The following is a 14,317-nucleotide window of genomic DNA, read 5'->3' as shown; positions in this document are numbered from 1 at the left end:
GATCGGCCCGGGACCAGCCGGAGCGAAGGTGGCCTCCCGCCACGAGGTTCTCGCAGCCGCGGTCAGCCGAGGCGGAGGCGGCGCAGGGCCATGACGGTGTTGTCGGGGTGGAGGGAGACGGGACCTCGCCACTTGGCGTCCCAGGGGTCGGTCGGCCAGGAACCGCGGAGGTTGTGGGCTTCGTGGCGGTACTGCTCGACCCTGCCGTCGCGGAGGTGGTCGAAGAGGTCTGCCGCCAGGCCGGAGAACGATTCCACCCGGACGCCGTTGAGGCGGAAGACGTGGTCGGTGCCCACGAACTTCTTGCCGTGGACGGTGTGGGTGACGTCCTGGACGATGCCGGTGCCGGCGTGGGTGAAGGTCTCGAAGTGGCCCTTGCCCTGGCGCTTGGTGAGGTACCGGGCCGTGGGTTCGCCGCCTCCGGTGAAGGCCATGAGGCCGGCGGCGCCGGCCTGGGCGAGCACGCGGCCGAACCAGCCGCACTCCTCGGGGCACACGTGATGGCCGACCGGCGGTTCCTCGTTCGGTCCGGTCGGCGCGTCGATGCCGGGGCGGATGCTGCGGTCTTCGACGGGAGGGTCGAGGCGGAGATCCTTCGCATCCCGGAGAGTGCCGTCGCCCGGGGCCTGGAGTCCGTAGAGCGTGGGCCGTCGTTGCCGGTGAGAGCCCGGCAGTACTTCAGGCCGGCCCAGTGCTCGGCGCGCCCTCGCCCCGCGCCCTGGCGGGCCAGGACGTCGGCACGGCCAAGCGAGTGCAGCACCTCCCGGGGGCAGCTGTAGCGACAGGCCGGCTTCGGCGCTGCATCCCTCGGGGCGGCGGGGCAGCGCCCGGCGTCGAGTGCCGCTGTGGGGCCGGAAGCCGCTGCGACGGCGGCCTGGCGGTACGTGTGGTCGACGCCGCCGCCTGCGGCGAAGAGTCCGGGGTCGTGTAGCCCTCTTCCCTGCCGTTTCGTCGGCGGTTACTCGCCGTACGGCGGCCAGGTGGCGTGGTCGCGGCGGTGGTGGAAATCGGTCAGCTCGCGGGCGAGGACGTCGAAGTGTGGGAGCGGGGACCACAGGTCGCGCTCGCCGATGACGTAGAGGCGGCGTTTGGCGCGGCTCGCGGCGACGTTGAGCAGGTGCGGGGTGCGGGCCGCCCACGCGCGGGCGCCGGGGCGGCCGCCGCCGAGCACGAGGACGACGACGTCGGCTTCCTTGCCCTGGGCCCGGTGGACGGTGGCGCAGCGCTCCTCGATCAGTGCGGACGTCCAGCCTTCCCGGCCGCGGCAGATCTTCTGGCATTCGGCGACGAGGGCCCGGAAGGGGGCGATGACGCGCACGCGCTCGACGGTGACGCCGTGCCGGTGCAGGTGGTCGAGGACGAACTCGAAGGCCCGGCGGTCGCGTTCGCCCCACGGGGCCTCGGGCGGGCGGGCCGGGTCGTCGGTGTTGAGCCAGCGGCTGGGCAGCAGACCGTCCCGTTCCGGATCGGGGAACGCCTTGGGGCCGGTGCCGTAGACCATGAGGCCGCCGTACGCGACCTCGTTGCTGACCGTGAACATCGGATCTTCGCAGCGGCGGTGTACGCGCAGCGGCGAGCCCACCCAGACGTGCTCGTCGTCGGTGTCCGGGGCGGGGAGGTAGGTGCCGTAGCGGTTGGTCCGGTCGGCGACGGCCTGGGCCGAGGTGGCCGAGGGCAGCCAGTGCTCGTCGACTCCGTAGGCGCGCAGCAGTCGGCGCTGCAGGGCCGTGGGCATGGTGACGACGGGTTCGAGCTGGAGCGGATCGCCGACCAGAACGGCGCGGCGGGCCCGCCAGAGCGCCCCGGCGGCGGCCTGCGGGGTGGCCTGCCCGGCCTCGTCGACGAGGACCCAGCCGATCGACTCCCGGCCCAGGCGGGCGAACATGCTGCCGATGGAGGAGAAGGTGGTGGAGACGACGGGCACCAGGAGGAAGAGGGTCTGCCAGGCGTGCGCGACCTCCTCGTCGGGGACGGGCCCGTTGCTGCCGGCCATCAGTTCCATGAGGACCTGGAGGTTGCCGCGGACCTTCTTCGCGGCGCCGGCGACGAAGGCGCGGTGCAGGTCGAGGGCGCGCAGGAACAGGTCGCTGCGCGCGGTGGACCATGCCTCGTCGGACCAGGGCGAGCCGAGTTCCTGGTCGGCTTCGGCGAGGTGCGACCAGCCGAGCGGCAGGGACGGCAGCGTCCGGGCTGCCTCCCGCAGCTCGCGGTGGCGGCCGTCGAGTTCGGCGACGGCGGCCCGCAGGTCGCTGCGGGAGGAGTCGGCGACCTGCCGGGCGCGGCGCAGGGAGGCGGCCGCCGCGGACTCCCGCGCGCCGGCGGCCCGTTCGTGGTCGAGGGCGGCGGTGAGGCCGGCGGCTGCCTCGTCGACGGCGGCGGCGGACCCGGAGTGCCGGCCGGCGGCCAGGGACTCGGCGCGCACGGCCGCGGCGACCTGTTCCAGGGAGTCGTCGAGCGCGGCGCGCTGCCGGACGAGCAGGTACGCGATTTCGGCCTGGGTGTGCTCCTGCTGCCGTTCGGCGGCCTGCCGTTCGGCCGCGCTCTGCAGCAGGCGGCGCAGCCCGCCGCGCAGCCCCCGTTCGACGGCCGGGGGCGCGTCGTGCCGGGCGGTGAGCGCGGTCACGTACTCGCGGTGGTACGCGCTCACTTCACGGGCGGCCGACAGGTTCGCGCGGGCGGTGGCCAGCTCCTGGCGGGCCTGCGGTACCTGCGCGGAGGCCGTGCGGTGTCCGGCCTCGGCCGCCGCGGTGGCGGTCCGGCAGGCGGCGGTGGCGGCGGCGGCCCGGTCCAGGACCTCCGTGGCGGCGACGACCCCCTGGTCGGCCCGGGACACGGCGGCTTCCAGGTCCGCGATCCGCTGGCCGGCCGACGGGGACTCGACGACCGCCAGGACCCCGGCCAGCCGGGCGCGCCCGGCGCGCAGCCGCTCGACCTCGGCCTGGGCGGAGCGGAAGGCCGTGACGGCGCCGGTCCATGACGGCACGGGCCGGGCGGGGGCGGGTGCGCCGGCCGCAGCTCGGTCCGCCGGGGTGACGGGACGTCGGCCTCCGGACGGGGGCTGAGCCGGAATCCAGTCGCGCAGGACCTCCTGCATGCCGCGCAGCGGCGGCAGGTCCGCGGCCTTGCGGGCGTCGGTCTCCTTCTCGGGCAGCCGGCCCCACCAGAACCGGTCCCCGAACTCCCTGCGGTTGGCCTTGTTGCCGAGCACCGCCGCGACCAGCCCCCAGGCCGGCCCGCCGAGGAGTGCGGAGGCGAGGTCGGAGAAGTGGTCGGGGCCGCCGTGCCAGTGCTCGTCGAGCGCGCCGATGCCGGGCAGTTCGGCGGTGATGTTCTCCACGGCACCGTTGTTGGAGGAGGTGACCACGATCTCGAACCCGGTCAGCCGCGGGTCGAGCCGCGACACGGAGCGGGGGTACGCCCCCTGGCGGTCCCTGCCCCGCCACACCGGACCGGTGAACGCCTGCCCGGGCCGGTCGAACGTGGCCAGCACCGCCGCCCGCTCGACCACCAGTGCGGCGACCAGGTCGCGCAGCATCGTGGTCTTGCCCGTGCCCGGCGGGCCGTTCACGGAGAACATCCCGCCCTCGGTTCCCGCCCGGTCGGCGAGCATGCGGTCGACCGCGAACTGCTGGCTCAGCGCGAGCGGGAACCGCGCCGGTGCGGGCCAGCGGCCGGCCGGAACCAGGTCAGGGGCCACCCCTTCCAGGACGACCCCGCGCTCCTGGCGCACATCCGTCCGCGCCCCCACGGCGACCGCGTCGAGCTCGGTCAGGTACGCCTCCAGCGCGGGGCCGATCCCCTTGTCGACGGCCGCGGACACCCGGGCCAGATCGGGCGGGAGCAGACTGTTCAGGAACGGCGCCGCAGCGGCCGCCTTCGTCCGCGGGTCCTTCGGCCGGTGGACCAGCCTGCTGCGGACCCGGATCGCCTGCGGCCGCAGGTGGTCCCGTACCCCGCACAGGTCGGCGATCTGCGCGGTCAGGGCGACGAGATCGGCGAACCCGAGGGCCCGGGCCCCAGCACCGGCGTCGGCCCCGGGCTCCGCCTCCGTGGAGTCCGGACCGTCCGACGGCGCTCCTTCCGGGACGCGTCCGGCGCCCTCCGGCCGCCCGGACTCCGCCTGCTCCTCGGCGGGGCGCCGGGCGGCGACCCAGTCCGCTGCGCGGCGGACCAGGGGTTCCGCCGCGCCCTGCAGGGCGGCTCCGGCGACCTCGCCGAACAGGGCCCCGACCGCACCGACGGCAGCGCCGCCCAGGATCTCGGCGAGCAGCCGCTGCCAGCTCCCGCCGCCGGCCGCGGCCGGAGCGCCCGGCCCGGCCGCGGAGCCGGGCCCCCGCTCGTAAGCCGTTCCGGCGGTCGGGGCGGTGGGGCCGTAAGGGATCGCGGTGGCCGCAAGCTCGTCGATCGCCGTGCCGAACGCGTCGTCGAGTTCCTCGAACCCGTCCAGCCACCCCGGTGCGGACGGCCCGGGATCGAACAGGCGGCCGGTCGCCCAGGCGCACGCAGAGATCACGGACGTGTCTTCGAGCGGTCGGCCCTCGTCGTCCAGGACCAGCGCGAACATCGCGCTCTGGCCCGACAGCACCAGTTCGGTCTGAGGCACGCCGGGGTCGGGATCGGTCCCCGCAGGCAGTACGGCGATCATCGCCTGGCGGAGCAGCTCCAGATCGAAGACCCCGCAGTAGACCTCGTGCCGCCACGTACGTCCGTACGGTGCCCGCCGTGCCCCCGTCTCCGGATGGTCCGGAGCCCACGGCAGGAGCGGCGGTACCCGGCCCGGCTCCGGAGTCAGGTCGACCACGTACTCGTCCCTCGGCCCGGAGCGCGCGGCGGGGCGCCGGCGAGGCAGTGCCGGGATGGTGGGCGGACCGAACAGTTCGATGGCGCGCCAGCACTCCAGCAGGGCCTTCCGTCGACGGTCCTGCGCGTGTCCGCTCCGCACCCACTGCCCCCGTGTCGCACGCGCGGCAAGTTGCCGCTCCCTTGAAGATCAGCCGTACCCGCTGAATCTACCGGACCGTCAGCAGAGCGTGTCCGGCGCCGGAACGCCTGGCTCACAGGGCCGGTTCGGCCGACTCGGGCACGGGGCGGGACGGTGTCCGGGGTGCGGTGAAATTCCTGCGGGCCCGACGGTCGGCAACAGCTCAGAGGACTCGGGGTGGTCGTCCGACGCGGGGTCGTCAACACCGGCAGGACTCGGCCCTCGGGAACCACAACGGCCCCGGCGATCGCCCGCCGGGGCCCGGGCCGGGTCAGCCGCCCGACTTGATGAGGTTGGCGATGATCGCCTGCAGCAGCCTGGCCTCGGAGCGGGTGCGCTCGGCGTCCGCGTGCTGGCCGAGCTGGTCCAGGATCACGGCCTTGTCGTACAGGTCCTCCACGTGCTGGCGCAGCCGGGGTATGTCGTGGCGGGAAACGGCGGCCGCGGCCGCGGCGGCGGTGGTGCGGGCCTGCTGGGCGGGGGCGGCCTGTGCGGGTGCCGCCGCGAGCAGGGCTCCGCCGGTCAGGGCGGCGGTCAGGGTGATGGCGGCAAGGCGATGACGCATGGGGGGTGACTCCTTGTCCTCGTGCTGCGGTGTCGTGCCGTTCGGTTCGACCGCCGTATCGTCACCCGGCGACGTTTCCGTCCACGTTCGTCTTTCAGCTCGTTGCGGTCACCCGAAAGTCGTACCGGGCCTGCCCGGTCGTTCGATGCCCCGCCCCCCGCCCGTTGCGGAGCCTGGAATCCGAGGCGGGAACCAGCGGAAGGGATCGGCATGCTCCGGGTGCAGGGGTTGCGGAAGAGGTACGGCGACAGGCTCGCCGTGGACGGTCTCTCGTTCACGGTGCGGCCGGGGGTGGTCACGGGCTTCCTCGGGCCGAACGGCGCCGGCAAGTCGACCACGATGCGCCTGATGCTCGGGCTGGACGCGGGGGAGGGGAGCACCACCTTCGACGGTGTGCGGTACGCGGAGCTCGGATGCCCGGTCGGGACGGTGGGTTCGCTGCTGGACGCGGGTGCCGTGCACCCGGCCCGGAGCGCCCACCACCACCTGCGGATGGTCGCCGCCGGCGCGGGCCTTCCGGACCGGCGGGTGCGGGACGTGCTCTCCCTGGTGGGTCTCGACGACGTACGCCGCTGCCGCACCGGCGCCCTCAGCCTGGGCATGCGGCAACGGCTGGGGCTGGCCACGGCGCTCCTGGGGGATCCGGAGTACCTGATCCTGGACGAGCCGGCCAACGGCCTCGACCCGGAGGGGGTGCGCTGGATGCGCCGCCTGCTCGTCGGGCTCGCCGAGGAGGGGCGGGTCGTGTTCGCCTCCTCGCACCTGCTGTCGGAGATGGCCACGCTCGCCGAGGACCTGGTGGTGATCGCACGGGGGCGGCTGATCGCCGCGCAGCCGGTCGAGGACTTCGTCGCCGCCCACACCCGCTCCGAGGTCGTCGTGCGCGCCGATCGCCCGGAGGAACTGGCGGCCCTGCTGCGGAGGGAGGGCGCGCAGGCTTGGGCGGATGCGTCCGGCACCCTGATCGTGATCGGTTCCGACGCCGGGCGCGTCGGCGCGATCGCCGCCCGACACCGTCTGGTGGTGCGGGAGTTGCGTACGCGGCGCAGCGGTCTGGAGGACGCCTTCCTCGCAGCCACGGCCGACCGGACCCGGTTCCGGGGGTCCGTCGCATGACGGCCCCGAGCACGCCCGGCTGCGATGCGGCCCCGCCGCCCGTCGCCGCGGCCGGCCGGTGCGGCGCGATCGGCCGGGCCCTGTCGTACGAGTGGTTCGCCCTGCGGTCGCTGCGCACACCGTGGGTGTTGTGCGGTTCGGCGGTGGCGGCGCAGGTACTGGTCGACCTGGCGGTGGGCCGCGACGGGACGTCCGGTCTGCGGCAGTTCGCCGGCGGCACGGTGGGGGTGACCCTCGTCGGGTTCGTGCTCCTGGCCGCGTTCGGCGTCAACGCCCTGGGCGGGGAATACCGGCACCGCACCCTCACCAGGACCGTCCTCACCCTGGGCGCCCGCCGCGGGATCCTGCCGGCCAAGGCGATGCTGACCGGCGCGGTCACCGCGTCCGTCGCCACGGTCATGATGCTGGTGAACGCGCTGAGCGTGCCGGTGCTCGGAAAGACCTCGCTCCCCGCGGCCGAAGCGGTCGCGATGGGGGGCGCCGCCGTCCTCTACGCGGTGCTGTGCGCACTGGTCGGCCTGGCGCTGGCCGGGGTGACCCGGAACTCGGCGCTGTCGATCGCCCTGGTGATCCTCTGGCCGGTCCTGCTGGAGAACCTGCTGGTCCTGACCACCGGTTTCGGCCGGAACCTGGCTCCGTTCGGCGCGGCCGCGGCGCAGGCCCGGGCAGGCGGCGGAAGCGGGCCGCAGTGGCTGCTGGTGCTGCCGCTGGCCGTCCTCACCACGGTGCTGCTGACCGTTGCCGGCGTCCTGTTCCGCCGACGGGACGTGTGACGGTCCGGCGCGTGCGGCTAGGATCCGGTCCGGTGAAGATCTTCGCCGCCCGACCGGACCGCCCCTGGCTGGCCTGGTGGGAGAGCAGGCCCGCGTATCTCGCCCTCGACGTCGTGGCGGTGGCCGGATGCGCGGTACCGGCTCTCGCCGCCGGAGGCAGCCCCTGGAGGCTCCTGGCCTTCTTCGCCGCTCTGCCGACCCTGCTGGTACGCCGTCGCTTCCCGTGGCTGCCCGTGGTGGCGATGCCGCTGTTCTGCTGGAGCTGGGGAGCCTTCCCGGCCATGGTGGTGTGCTACACGGTGGCCCGGCAGTGGGGATGGCGCTGGCGCACCCTGCTGTCCTTCCTCCTGACCGCGGCCGGCACGGTGATCGTCGCCTGGAATCCGACGCCGCAGGACGGTGTCCTCTATCAACTCTTCGTCCCCCCGGCCTGGTTGGCCCTGTTCGTGCTGGGCGGGCTGTGGATGCGCCAGCGGCACGCGCTGCTTGCCGCGCTGAGTGAACGCACCCGGCAGGCCGAGCGGGAGCGGGACCTGCTCGCCGAGCGGGCGGTCGCCGCCGAACGCCGGCGCATAGCCCGGGAGATGCACGACGTGGTCGCCCACCGCGTCAGCACCATAGCCCTGCAGGCGGGCGCTCTGAGCGTGACCGCCCCGGACGAGCGCACGGGCGAGGTCGCCGAGGTCATCCGGCACGTCAGCGCCCAGGCCCTGACGGAACTGCGCGAGATCCTGAACGTCCTGCGCCACGACCAGCAGGAGTCGGCGGACGGTGTGCTCGGGGTGCAGGCGGACGGCTCCGTGCAGGCGGACGTGTCCGCGCTGGTGCGCGACTGCGTCGCCGCCGGCGGCAACATCCACCTGCACGCGGCTGCGGAACTCCCCGTGGTCACCGGGGCCGTGCGCCGGGCCGTCCACCGGGTGACCCAGGAAGCCCTCACCAACGCCGCCAAACACGCCCCGCACGCCCGCGTCGACATCCGTCTCGTGGACGAGCAGGGCGAGTTGCAGCTCACCGTGACCAACCGGCGCGGCGGCAGGCGCCCGGCCGGCCACGCCGTGCCCGGATCCGGCTACGGCCTGCTCGGCATGCGGGAACGCGTCACCCTCGTCCGGGGCACCCTCCATACGGGCCCGACCCCGGAGGGCGGCTACCGTGTGCACGCAGCCTTCCCGCTCGCGTCCACCGTCGCCAAGGAGTCCGCGTGACCGACGACCAGCCCGGCCCTTCGGTGAAGGTGGTCCTGCTGGACGACGAGGAACTCGTCCGCAGCGGCGTACGGATGATCCTCGACGCCGACCCGCGGATCGACGTGGTCGCCGAGGGCCGCGACGGGGACACCGCCGTGGAGCTGGTGGCCCGGTACCGCCCGCAGGTGGTGCTCACCGACATCCAGATGCCCCGCGTCGACGGCCTGGAAGTCACCAGACGACTGCTCGCCGTTCCCGACCCGCCCGCCGTCGGCGTGCTCACCACCTTCGATCTCGACGAGTACGTCCACGCGGCGCTGCGCGCGGGCGCGGCGGGCTTCCTGCTCAAGGACACCCCGCCCCGGGAACTGGCCCGTGCCGTGCACGTCCTGGCCCGCGGGGAGGCGATGCTGTCGCCGCGCGTCACCAAGCGGCTGCTCAGCACCTTTTCCGGGAACGAGGCCGCGGAGGCGGCCCGTCGCCGGCTGACCGTCCTCACCGACCGGGAGCGCGAGGTCGCCGCTGCGGTCGCGCAGGGCCTGAGCAACGCCGAGATCGCCGCCGACCTGTACCTGAGCGAGTCGACGGTGAAGGTTCACATCGGACGGATCATGACCAAGCTCGAGGCGGCCAACCGCACCCAGGTCGCCATCATCGCCCACGACGCCCGGCTCGCCTGACCGTACGCAGCCGGGCAGGTGCCACCAGCTCGCCGACGGGGCCGACTTCGTCGGCAACCGACGGCTCCGAGGGCGGGAGCAGCTCCGGCCGGGAGCCGACGTCCGGGCAGTGGTGTCGCACGAGTCGCCCCGAGTCGCCCCGCAGGAGCGCCGGCTACCGCTCTGGGCCTCGACGCCGGCCCGCCCGGTACGACTTTCGGGTAACCCGCCACGAGCAGAAAGGCGGACGTGGCCGAGGGCAGCTCCGGACGACGATAGGGGTGTTCGAACGGAACCGGCCGGCACGACGCCCGCCCCGTCGACTGTCCGACACCCGGCAGGCGTTGAACCGCCCGTCCGTCCCGGCCTCGTTCATCCGGGCACGCGCGGCCCCTCGGCCTCCTCGACCAGGAAAGACCGACCATGACTCTCAGCAAGCCCTACATCAGCGAGCACTTCTCTCCCGTCACCGACGAGATCACGGGCCGTGAACTGCGGGTGCGGGGCACTCTCCCGCCCGAGCTGAACGGCCGCTACTTCCGCAACGGCCACAACCCCAAGCCGGGCGTCACCCCCACCCACTGGTTCCGGGGCGAGGGCATGCTCCACGGTATCCGCCTCAAGGACGGCCGGGCCGAGTGGTACCGCAACCGCTGGGTGAAGACCCCGTTCCTGGACGGCGTCCCCTTCACCGGGACCGAACTCGAGGTCAGCGCCGCGGCCACCAACATCATCTTCCACGGCGGCCGCTACCTGGCGCTCCAGGAGGCCAACCTGCCCTGGGAGGTCAGCGCCGACCTCGACACGATCGGGGTGTACGACTTCGGCGGCAAGCTCACCAGCGCGATGACCGCCCACCCCAAGGAGGATCCGCAGACCGGTGAGCTGCACTTCTTCAGCTACAGTCCCTTCCCGCCGCACCTGACCCACTACGTGGCCGACGCTTCCGGCGCCATCGTCAGCTCGCAGATCGTCGAAGGCGCCGGCCCGTCGCTCATGCACGACTTCGCCCTCACCCGCGAGCACGTCGTCTTCATCGACTCGCCGGTGGTCTTCGACCATGCGGAGCAGTCCGGCATCCCCTACCGCTGGCACGACGACGTCCCGCTGCGTCTCGGCGTGATCCCGCGCGCCGGAGGCAGGGCCACCTGGTTCGAGGTGCCCGACCAAGCCGTGCTGCTGCACGTCACCAACGCCTACACCGACGCACGGGGCCGGATCGTCCTCGAAGCACCCCGCTTCGACCGTTCCGCCTGGGAGAGCTCGTGGAAGTGGTGGGTCGGCGCGCCCGGATACGGCACCACCCCCAACGCCGGCTCGACCTTCCACCGCTGGGTCATCGACCCCGCCACCGGCACGGTCACCACCGAATCCCTCAACGACCTGGTCACCGAGTTCCCCGCGATCAACGACGCCCACACCGGTGCCGACTACCGCTACAGCTACGCCATCGCCTTCCCCGGCGCGAGCCTGTCGGGCTACCACACCGCCAAGCTCGACTCACGCACCGGCGAACAGCTGCTGTTCGCGCACGGCGAGGGCCGGATGCCCGGCGAAGCCGTCTTCGCACCCGCCGAGGGCGCGACCGCCGAAGACGACGGCTACCTGCTCACCATCGTCAGCGACGTCAAGGCCGACGCCTCGGAACTCCTCGTCCTGGACGCGGGCGACCTGAGCACCGTCGCCGCCGTCGAACTCCCGCGCAGGGTACCCGCCGGCATCCACGGCCACTGGATCCCCGACACCGAGCTGCCCTCCTGACCGGCCCCGTGGACCGGACCACCATGAACCACAGATTCTCCCGGGGCGGTCCTCCCACCCACCGCACCGCCCCCGGCCGTGGTCCCGCGCCGGCCGCACTTGCCGCGCTGGCCGCGAGCCAGTTCGCCGTCATGCTCGCCACCTCCGTCGTCAACGTGGCGCTCCCCCGGATCCGTACCGGGGTGCACCTCTCGGACACCGCGACCACATGGGTGGTCAACGCCTACGGCCTGGCCTTCGGGGCACTGCTCCTGGCGGGCGGCCGGGCCGCCGACCTCCTCGGCCGGCGCCGGGTACTGATCGCGGGTCTGTCCCTCTTCGCCGGAGCCTCACTGGCGGCCGGACTGGCCGCCACCCCGGGCGTGCTGATCGCAGCCCGAGCCGCCCAGGGGGTCGGCGCCGCAGCCATCGCGCCGGCCGCGCTCGCCCTGGCCATGGAGCAGTTCCCCTCCGGCGCCGGACGCGGCAGGGCGCTCGGCGTATGGGGAGCGGTCTCCGGAGCGGGCGGAGCGGGCGGCGTCCTGCTGGGCGGCGTGCTGACCCAGGCGTGGGGCTGGCCGTGGATCTTCCACACCGTCGCACTCGGATCGGCACTGGTCCTGGCCGCCGTGGTCGTTCTCGTGCCGGCCCCGGACGGACGACGGCCAGGACGGTTCGACCTGCTGGGCACCACCACCGTCACCCTCGCCCTGACCTGCCTGGTCTGGGCGCTGACCACCGCACGCGGCGCCGGGTGGACGGACGCCCGGGTGCTCGCCGCACTCGCCGCCGCCGCCGCACTGCTCGCGGCGTTCACCGTGATCGAGCGGCGCCGGCCCGATGCCCTGATACCGCCGAGGCTCTTCACCACCGGCAGGGTCGCCGCCGGCAACCTGCTGATGGCCCTGCTGGGCTCCGTATGGATCGCCCTGTTCTTCTTCCTCCCGCTCTACCAGCAACAGGTGCTCGGATCGGGCCCCTTGGCCACCGGCGCGGGCCAGCTCCCACTCGCCGCCGCGAACATGTACGGCTCCACCCTCGCGCCGCGCCTGTCCCGCCGATTCGGTACCACAGCGACCCTGACCGGCGCCCTGCTCACCGAGGCCGCCGGACTGCTGTGGCTGTCCCGGATCAGCGCCGACGGCAGCTACCTCGCCGACGTCCTCGGCCCGAGCGTCCTGGTCGGCCTCGGTCTCGGCGTCGCCTTCGTCCGGCTCACCGCCCTCGCCGTCGAGGGCGTCCCGCCACGGGACGCGGGCCTGGCCGGGGCACTGGTGAACACCACCCGCCAGGTCGGCGGCGCCGTCGGACTCGCCGCCCTCGCCACCCTGGCCGGCTCGGTCACCGCACACGCCGCGCTACGAGAACCGCACGCGGAGGCGCTCACCGCCGGCTACCGCACCGCGTTCACCCTCTCGGCCGCGGTGCTGGCCTCGACCGCCCTCCTCGCCCTGCTCCTCACGCGCCGCACCGGTCCACGGACCACCCTCGACGCCCCCCGGACCCCCGACAACCCCCATCCCGAAGGAGAATCCGCCATGTCCGCTTCCTCCAACGCCCTGCTCGCCGAGCCGTGGAAGGCCCTGTGGAACAACGACCTGTCCCTGACCGACGAGATCATCGCTCCCGACTTCGTCGCGCACGCCGCTCCTCTCACCGGATCGGGCGACGACACGGTGCACGGCCGTGAGGGCCTGAACGGGTGGGTGGCGGGCATCCACACGATCCTGCGCGACCTCAGCTTCGAGATCACCGTCGGCCCGATCGCCACCGACGACTTCCTGGTGGTCCGCTGGGCGGCCGAAGGCACGTACGCCGGAGGCTTCCCGGGCGCGTCGCAGGACGCCGTGGGCGAACGGGTCCGCTTCACGGGAACCGACACCCTGCTGGTCAAGGACGGCATGCTCGCCGAGTACTGGGCCAACGCCGACAGCCTGCTGTTCGTGCAGCAGCTCGGTGTCCGCGAACTGTCCTGACACGAGGAGACGAGGAGACCGCCCGCGCCCGCGAGGACCGGGCGGCCGGCGCCCGCCGGCGGGGTGCGACCCCGCCGGCGGGCGCGGCGCGTCCTGGGAGCCGCCGACCGTGTGAAGGGGCGGGGACGGGGTGTGGTCCGACCGTGGGAGCGGTGCGGCCGAAAGGGGGGTGCGTGGCGTGCCGGTGCGCTCCGTCGCGGCGCGGGGTGCTTTCGTCGGTGGCCGGGCCGGTGGCCGCTCCTTCGACCGGGGCCGGCCCCTCCCGACGCGTCGCCGACCGGGCGCTGCTCCCGGGGGCGGGCGCTCCGTCCCACCTGCCTGAGGAGAGAGCGTGGCCACCACAGTCGACACGGGGAGCGGTGCCGGGTCCGCGCAGTTGCTCGCCGGCCAGAAGGCACTGGTGACCGGTGCCAACTCGGGCATCGGCCTGGCGACCGCCGTCGCCCTGGGCCGGGCCGGAGCGGACGTCGTGGTCAACTACGTCGCCGGCGCGGACGAGGCGGAGGAGGTCGTGGCGCAGATCGAGGGCTTCGGGGTCCGCGCCTACGCCCACCAGGCCGACGTGTCCGACGAGGAGCAGGTGGTCGCCATGGTGGCCCGGATGGTGCAGGAGTTCGGCACCATCGACATCATGGTGGCCAACGCCGGACTGCAGCGGGACGCGGCGCTGACCGAGATGACCCTCGCCCAGTGGCAGAAGGTCATCGACGTCAACCTGACCGGGCAGTTCCTCTGCGCCCGCGAGGCCGCCAAGGAGTTCGTGCGGCGCGGCGTGGTCGAGGAGGTCTCCCGGTCGGCCGGGAAGATCATCTGCATGAGCTCGGTCCACCAGGTCATCCCATGGGCGGGGCACGTCAACTACGCCTCCTCCAAGGGAGGTGTCGGCATGCTGATGCAGACCCTCGCACAGGAGCTGGCCCCCCGGCGGATCCGGGTCAACGCGATCGCGCCCGGCGCGATCCGCACCCCGATCAACCGCGACGCCTGGTCCACCCCCGAGGCCGAGGCCGCCCTCCTGCAGCTGATCCCCTACCACCGCGTGGGCGACCCGGACGACATCGCCAACGCGGTCGTCGCCGTCGCCTCCGACCTCCTCGACTACGTCGTCGGCACCACGCTCTACGTCGACGGGGGCATGACGCTCTTCCCCGGCTTCGCCACCGGGGGCTGACCGCCCGTACGGGACCCGGGCCACCGGGCGACGTACAGCCGCGCGCACCGGCCGGCCGATGGTGCGCCCACCGGGCGAGGACGGCTCCACGGTGCCCCTCCGCCCGCGCCACGGCCCCTCAGCCCCGTCGTCCGCGGGCACGACCA

The 14,317-nt window shown here is 73.9% G+C and carries 10 protein-coding genes; 7 read left to right on the top strand and 3 right to left on the bottom strand.

The genetic code is table 11. The features are described 5' to 3' along the window. Nucleotides 1-62: 62 nt before the first annotated feature. The 3 genes from AB0469_RS00430 to AB0469_RS00420 form a co-directional block, all read right to left on the bottom strand. Entirely contained in the window at nucleotides 63-464 is a 402-nt protein-coding gene (locus AB0469_RS00430; protein WP_366449049.1) for a hypothetical protein, read from the bottom strand. Between the two features lie 494 nt (nucleotides 465-958). Further along, the gene (locus AB0469_RS00425) at nucleotides 959-4,942 is read right to left on the bottom strand and encodes an AAA domain-containing protein (protein ID WP_366449048.1); all 3,984 of its coding nucleotides are present in this window, start codon (nucleotides 4,940-4,942) and stop codon (nucleotides 959-961) included. Nucleotides 4,943-5,252: 310 nt separating this feature from the next. Next, entirely contained in the window at nucleotides 5,253-5,546 is a 294-nt protein-coding gene (locus AB0469_RS00420; RefSeq protein WP_366449047.1) for a hypothetical protein, read from the bottom strand. A gap of 219 nt (nucleotides 5,547-5,765) precedes the next feature. Between AB0469_RS00420 and AB0469_RS00415 the strand changes: the two genes are divergently transcribed. From AB0469_RS00415 to AB0469_RS00385, 7 genes are all read left to right on the top strand, one after another. Next, the gene (locus AB0469_RS00415) at nucleotides 5,766-6,662 is read left to right on the top strand and encodes an ATP-binding cassette domain-containing protein (RefSeq protein WP_366449282.1); all 897 of its coding nucleotides are present in this window, start codon (nucleotides 5,766-5,768) and stop codon (nucleotides 6,660-6,662) included. Next, nucleotides 6,659-7,435, top strand: coding sequence for a hypothetical protein (locus AB0469_RS00410; RefSeq protein ID WP_366449046.1), 777 nt, complete (start codon nucleotides 6,659-6,661; stop codon nucleotides 7,433-7,435). The genes AB0469_RS00415 and AB0469_RS00410 overlap by 4 nt, the downstream gene beginning before the upstream one ends. 32 nt (nucleotides 7,436-7,467) lie before the next feature. Next, complete coding sequence (locus AB0469_RS00405; protein ID WP_366449045.1) at nucleotides 7,468-8,643, top strand: histidine kinase; 1,176 nt, start codon at nucleotides 7,468-7,470, stop codon at nucleotides 8,641-8,643. Next, on the top strand, nucleotides 8,640-9,305 hold the full coding sequence (locus tag AB0469_RS00400) for a response regulator transcription factor (RefSeq protein ID WP_366449044.1): 666 nt from the start codon (nucleotides 8,640-8,642) through the stop codon (nucleotides 9,303-9,305). The genes AB0469_RS00405 and AB0469_RS00400 overlap by 4 nt, the downstream gene beginning before the upstream one ends. Before the next feature lie 402 nt (nucleotides 9,306-9,707). Then, nucleotides 9,708-11,045 (top strand): carotenoid oxygenase family protein, encoded by a 1,338-nt coding sequence (locus AB0469_RS00395; RefSeq protein ID WP_366449043.1) that lies wholly within the window; start codon nucleotides 9,708-9,710, stop codon nucleotides 11,043-11,045. 23 nt (nucleotides 11,046-11,068) lie between these two features. After that, a complete protein-coding gene (locus AB0469_RS00390; protein ID WP_366449042.1) occupies nucleotides 11,069-13,000 on the top strand; it encodes an MFS transporter in 1,932 nt (643 codons plus the stop codon). A gap of 376 nt (nucleotides 13,001-13,376) precedes the next feature. After that, nucleotides 13,377-14,171 (top strand): SDR family oxidoreductase, encoded by a 795-nt coding sequence (locus AB0469_RS00385; protein WP_366449281.1) that lies wholly within the window; start codon nucleotides 13,377-13,379, stop codon nucleotides 14,169-14,171. Nucleotides 14,172-14,317: the final 146 nt, after the last annotated feature.

Source organism: Streptomyces sp. NPDC093801 (genome assembly GCF_040701585.1).
Classification (GTDB): domain Bacteria; phylum Actinomycetota; class Actinomycetes; order Streptomycetales; family Streptomycetaceae; genus Streptomyces.
This window is presented reverse-complemented; position numbering and strand designations above follow the sequence as displayed.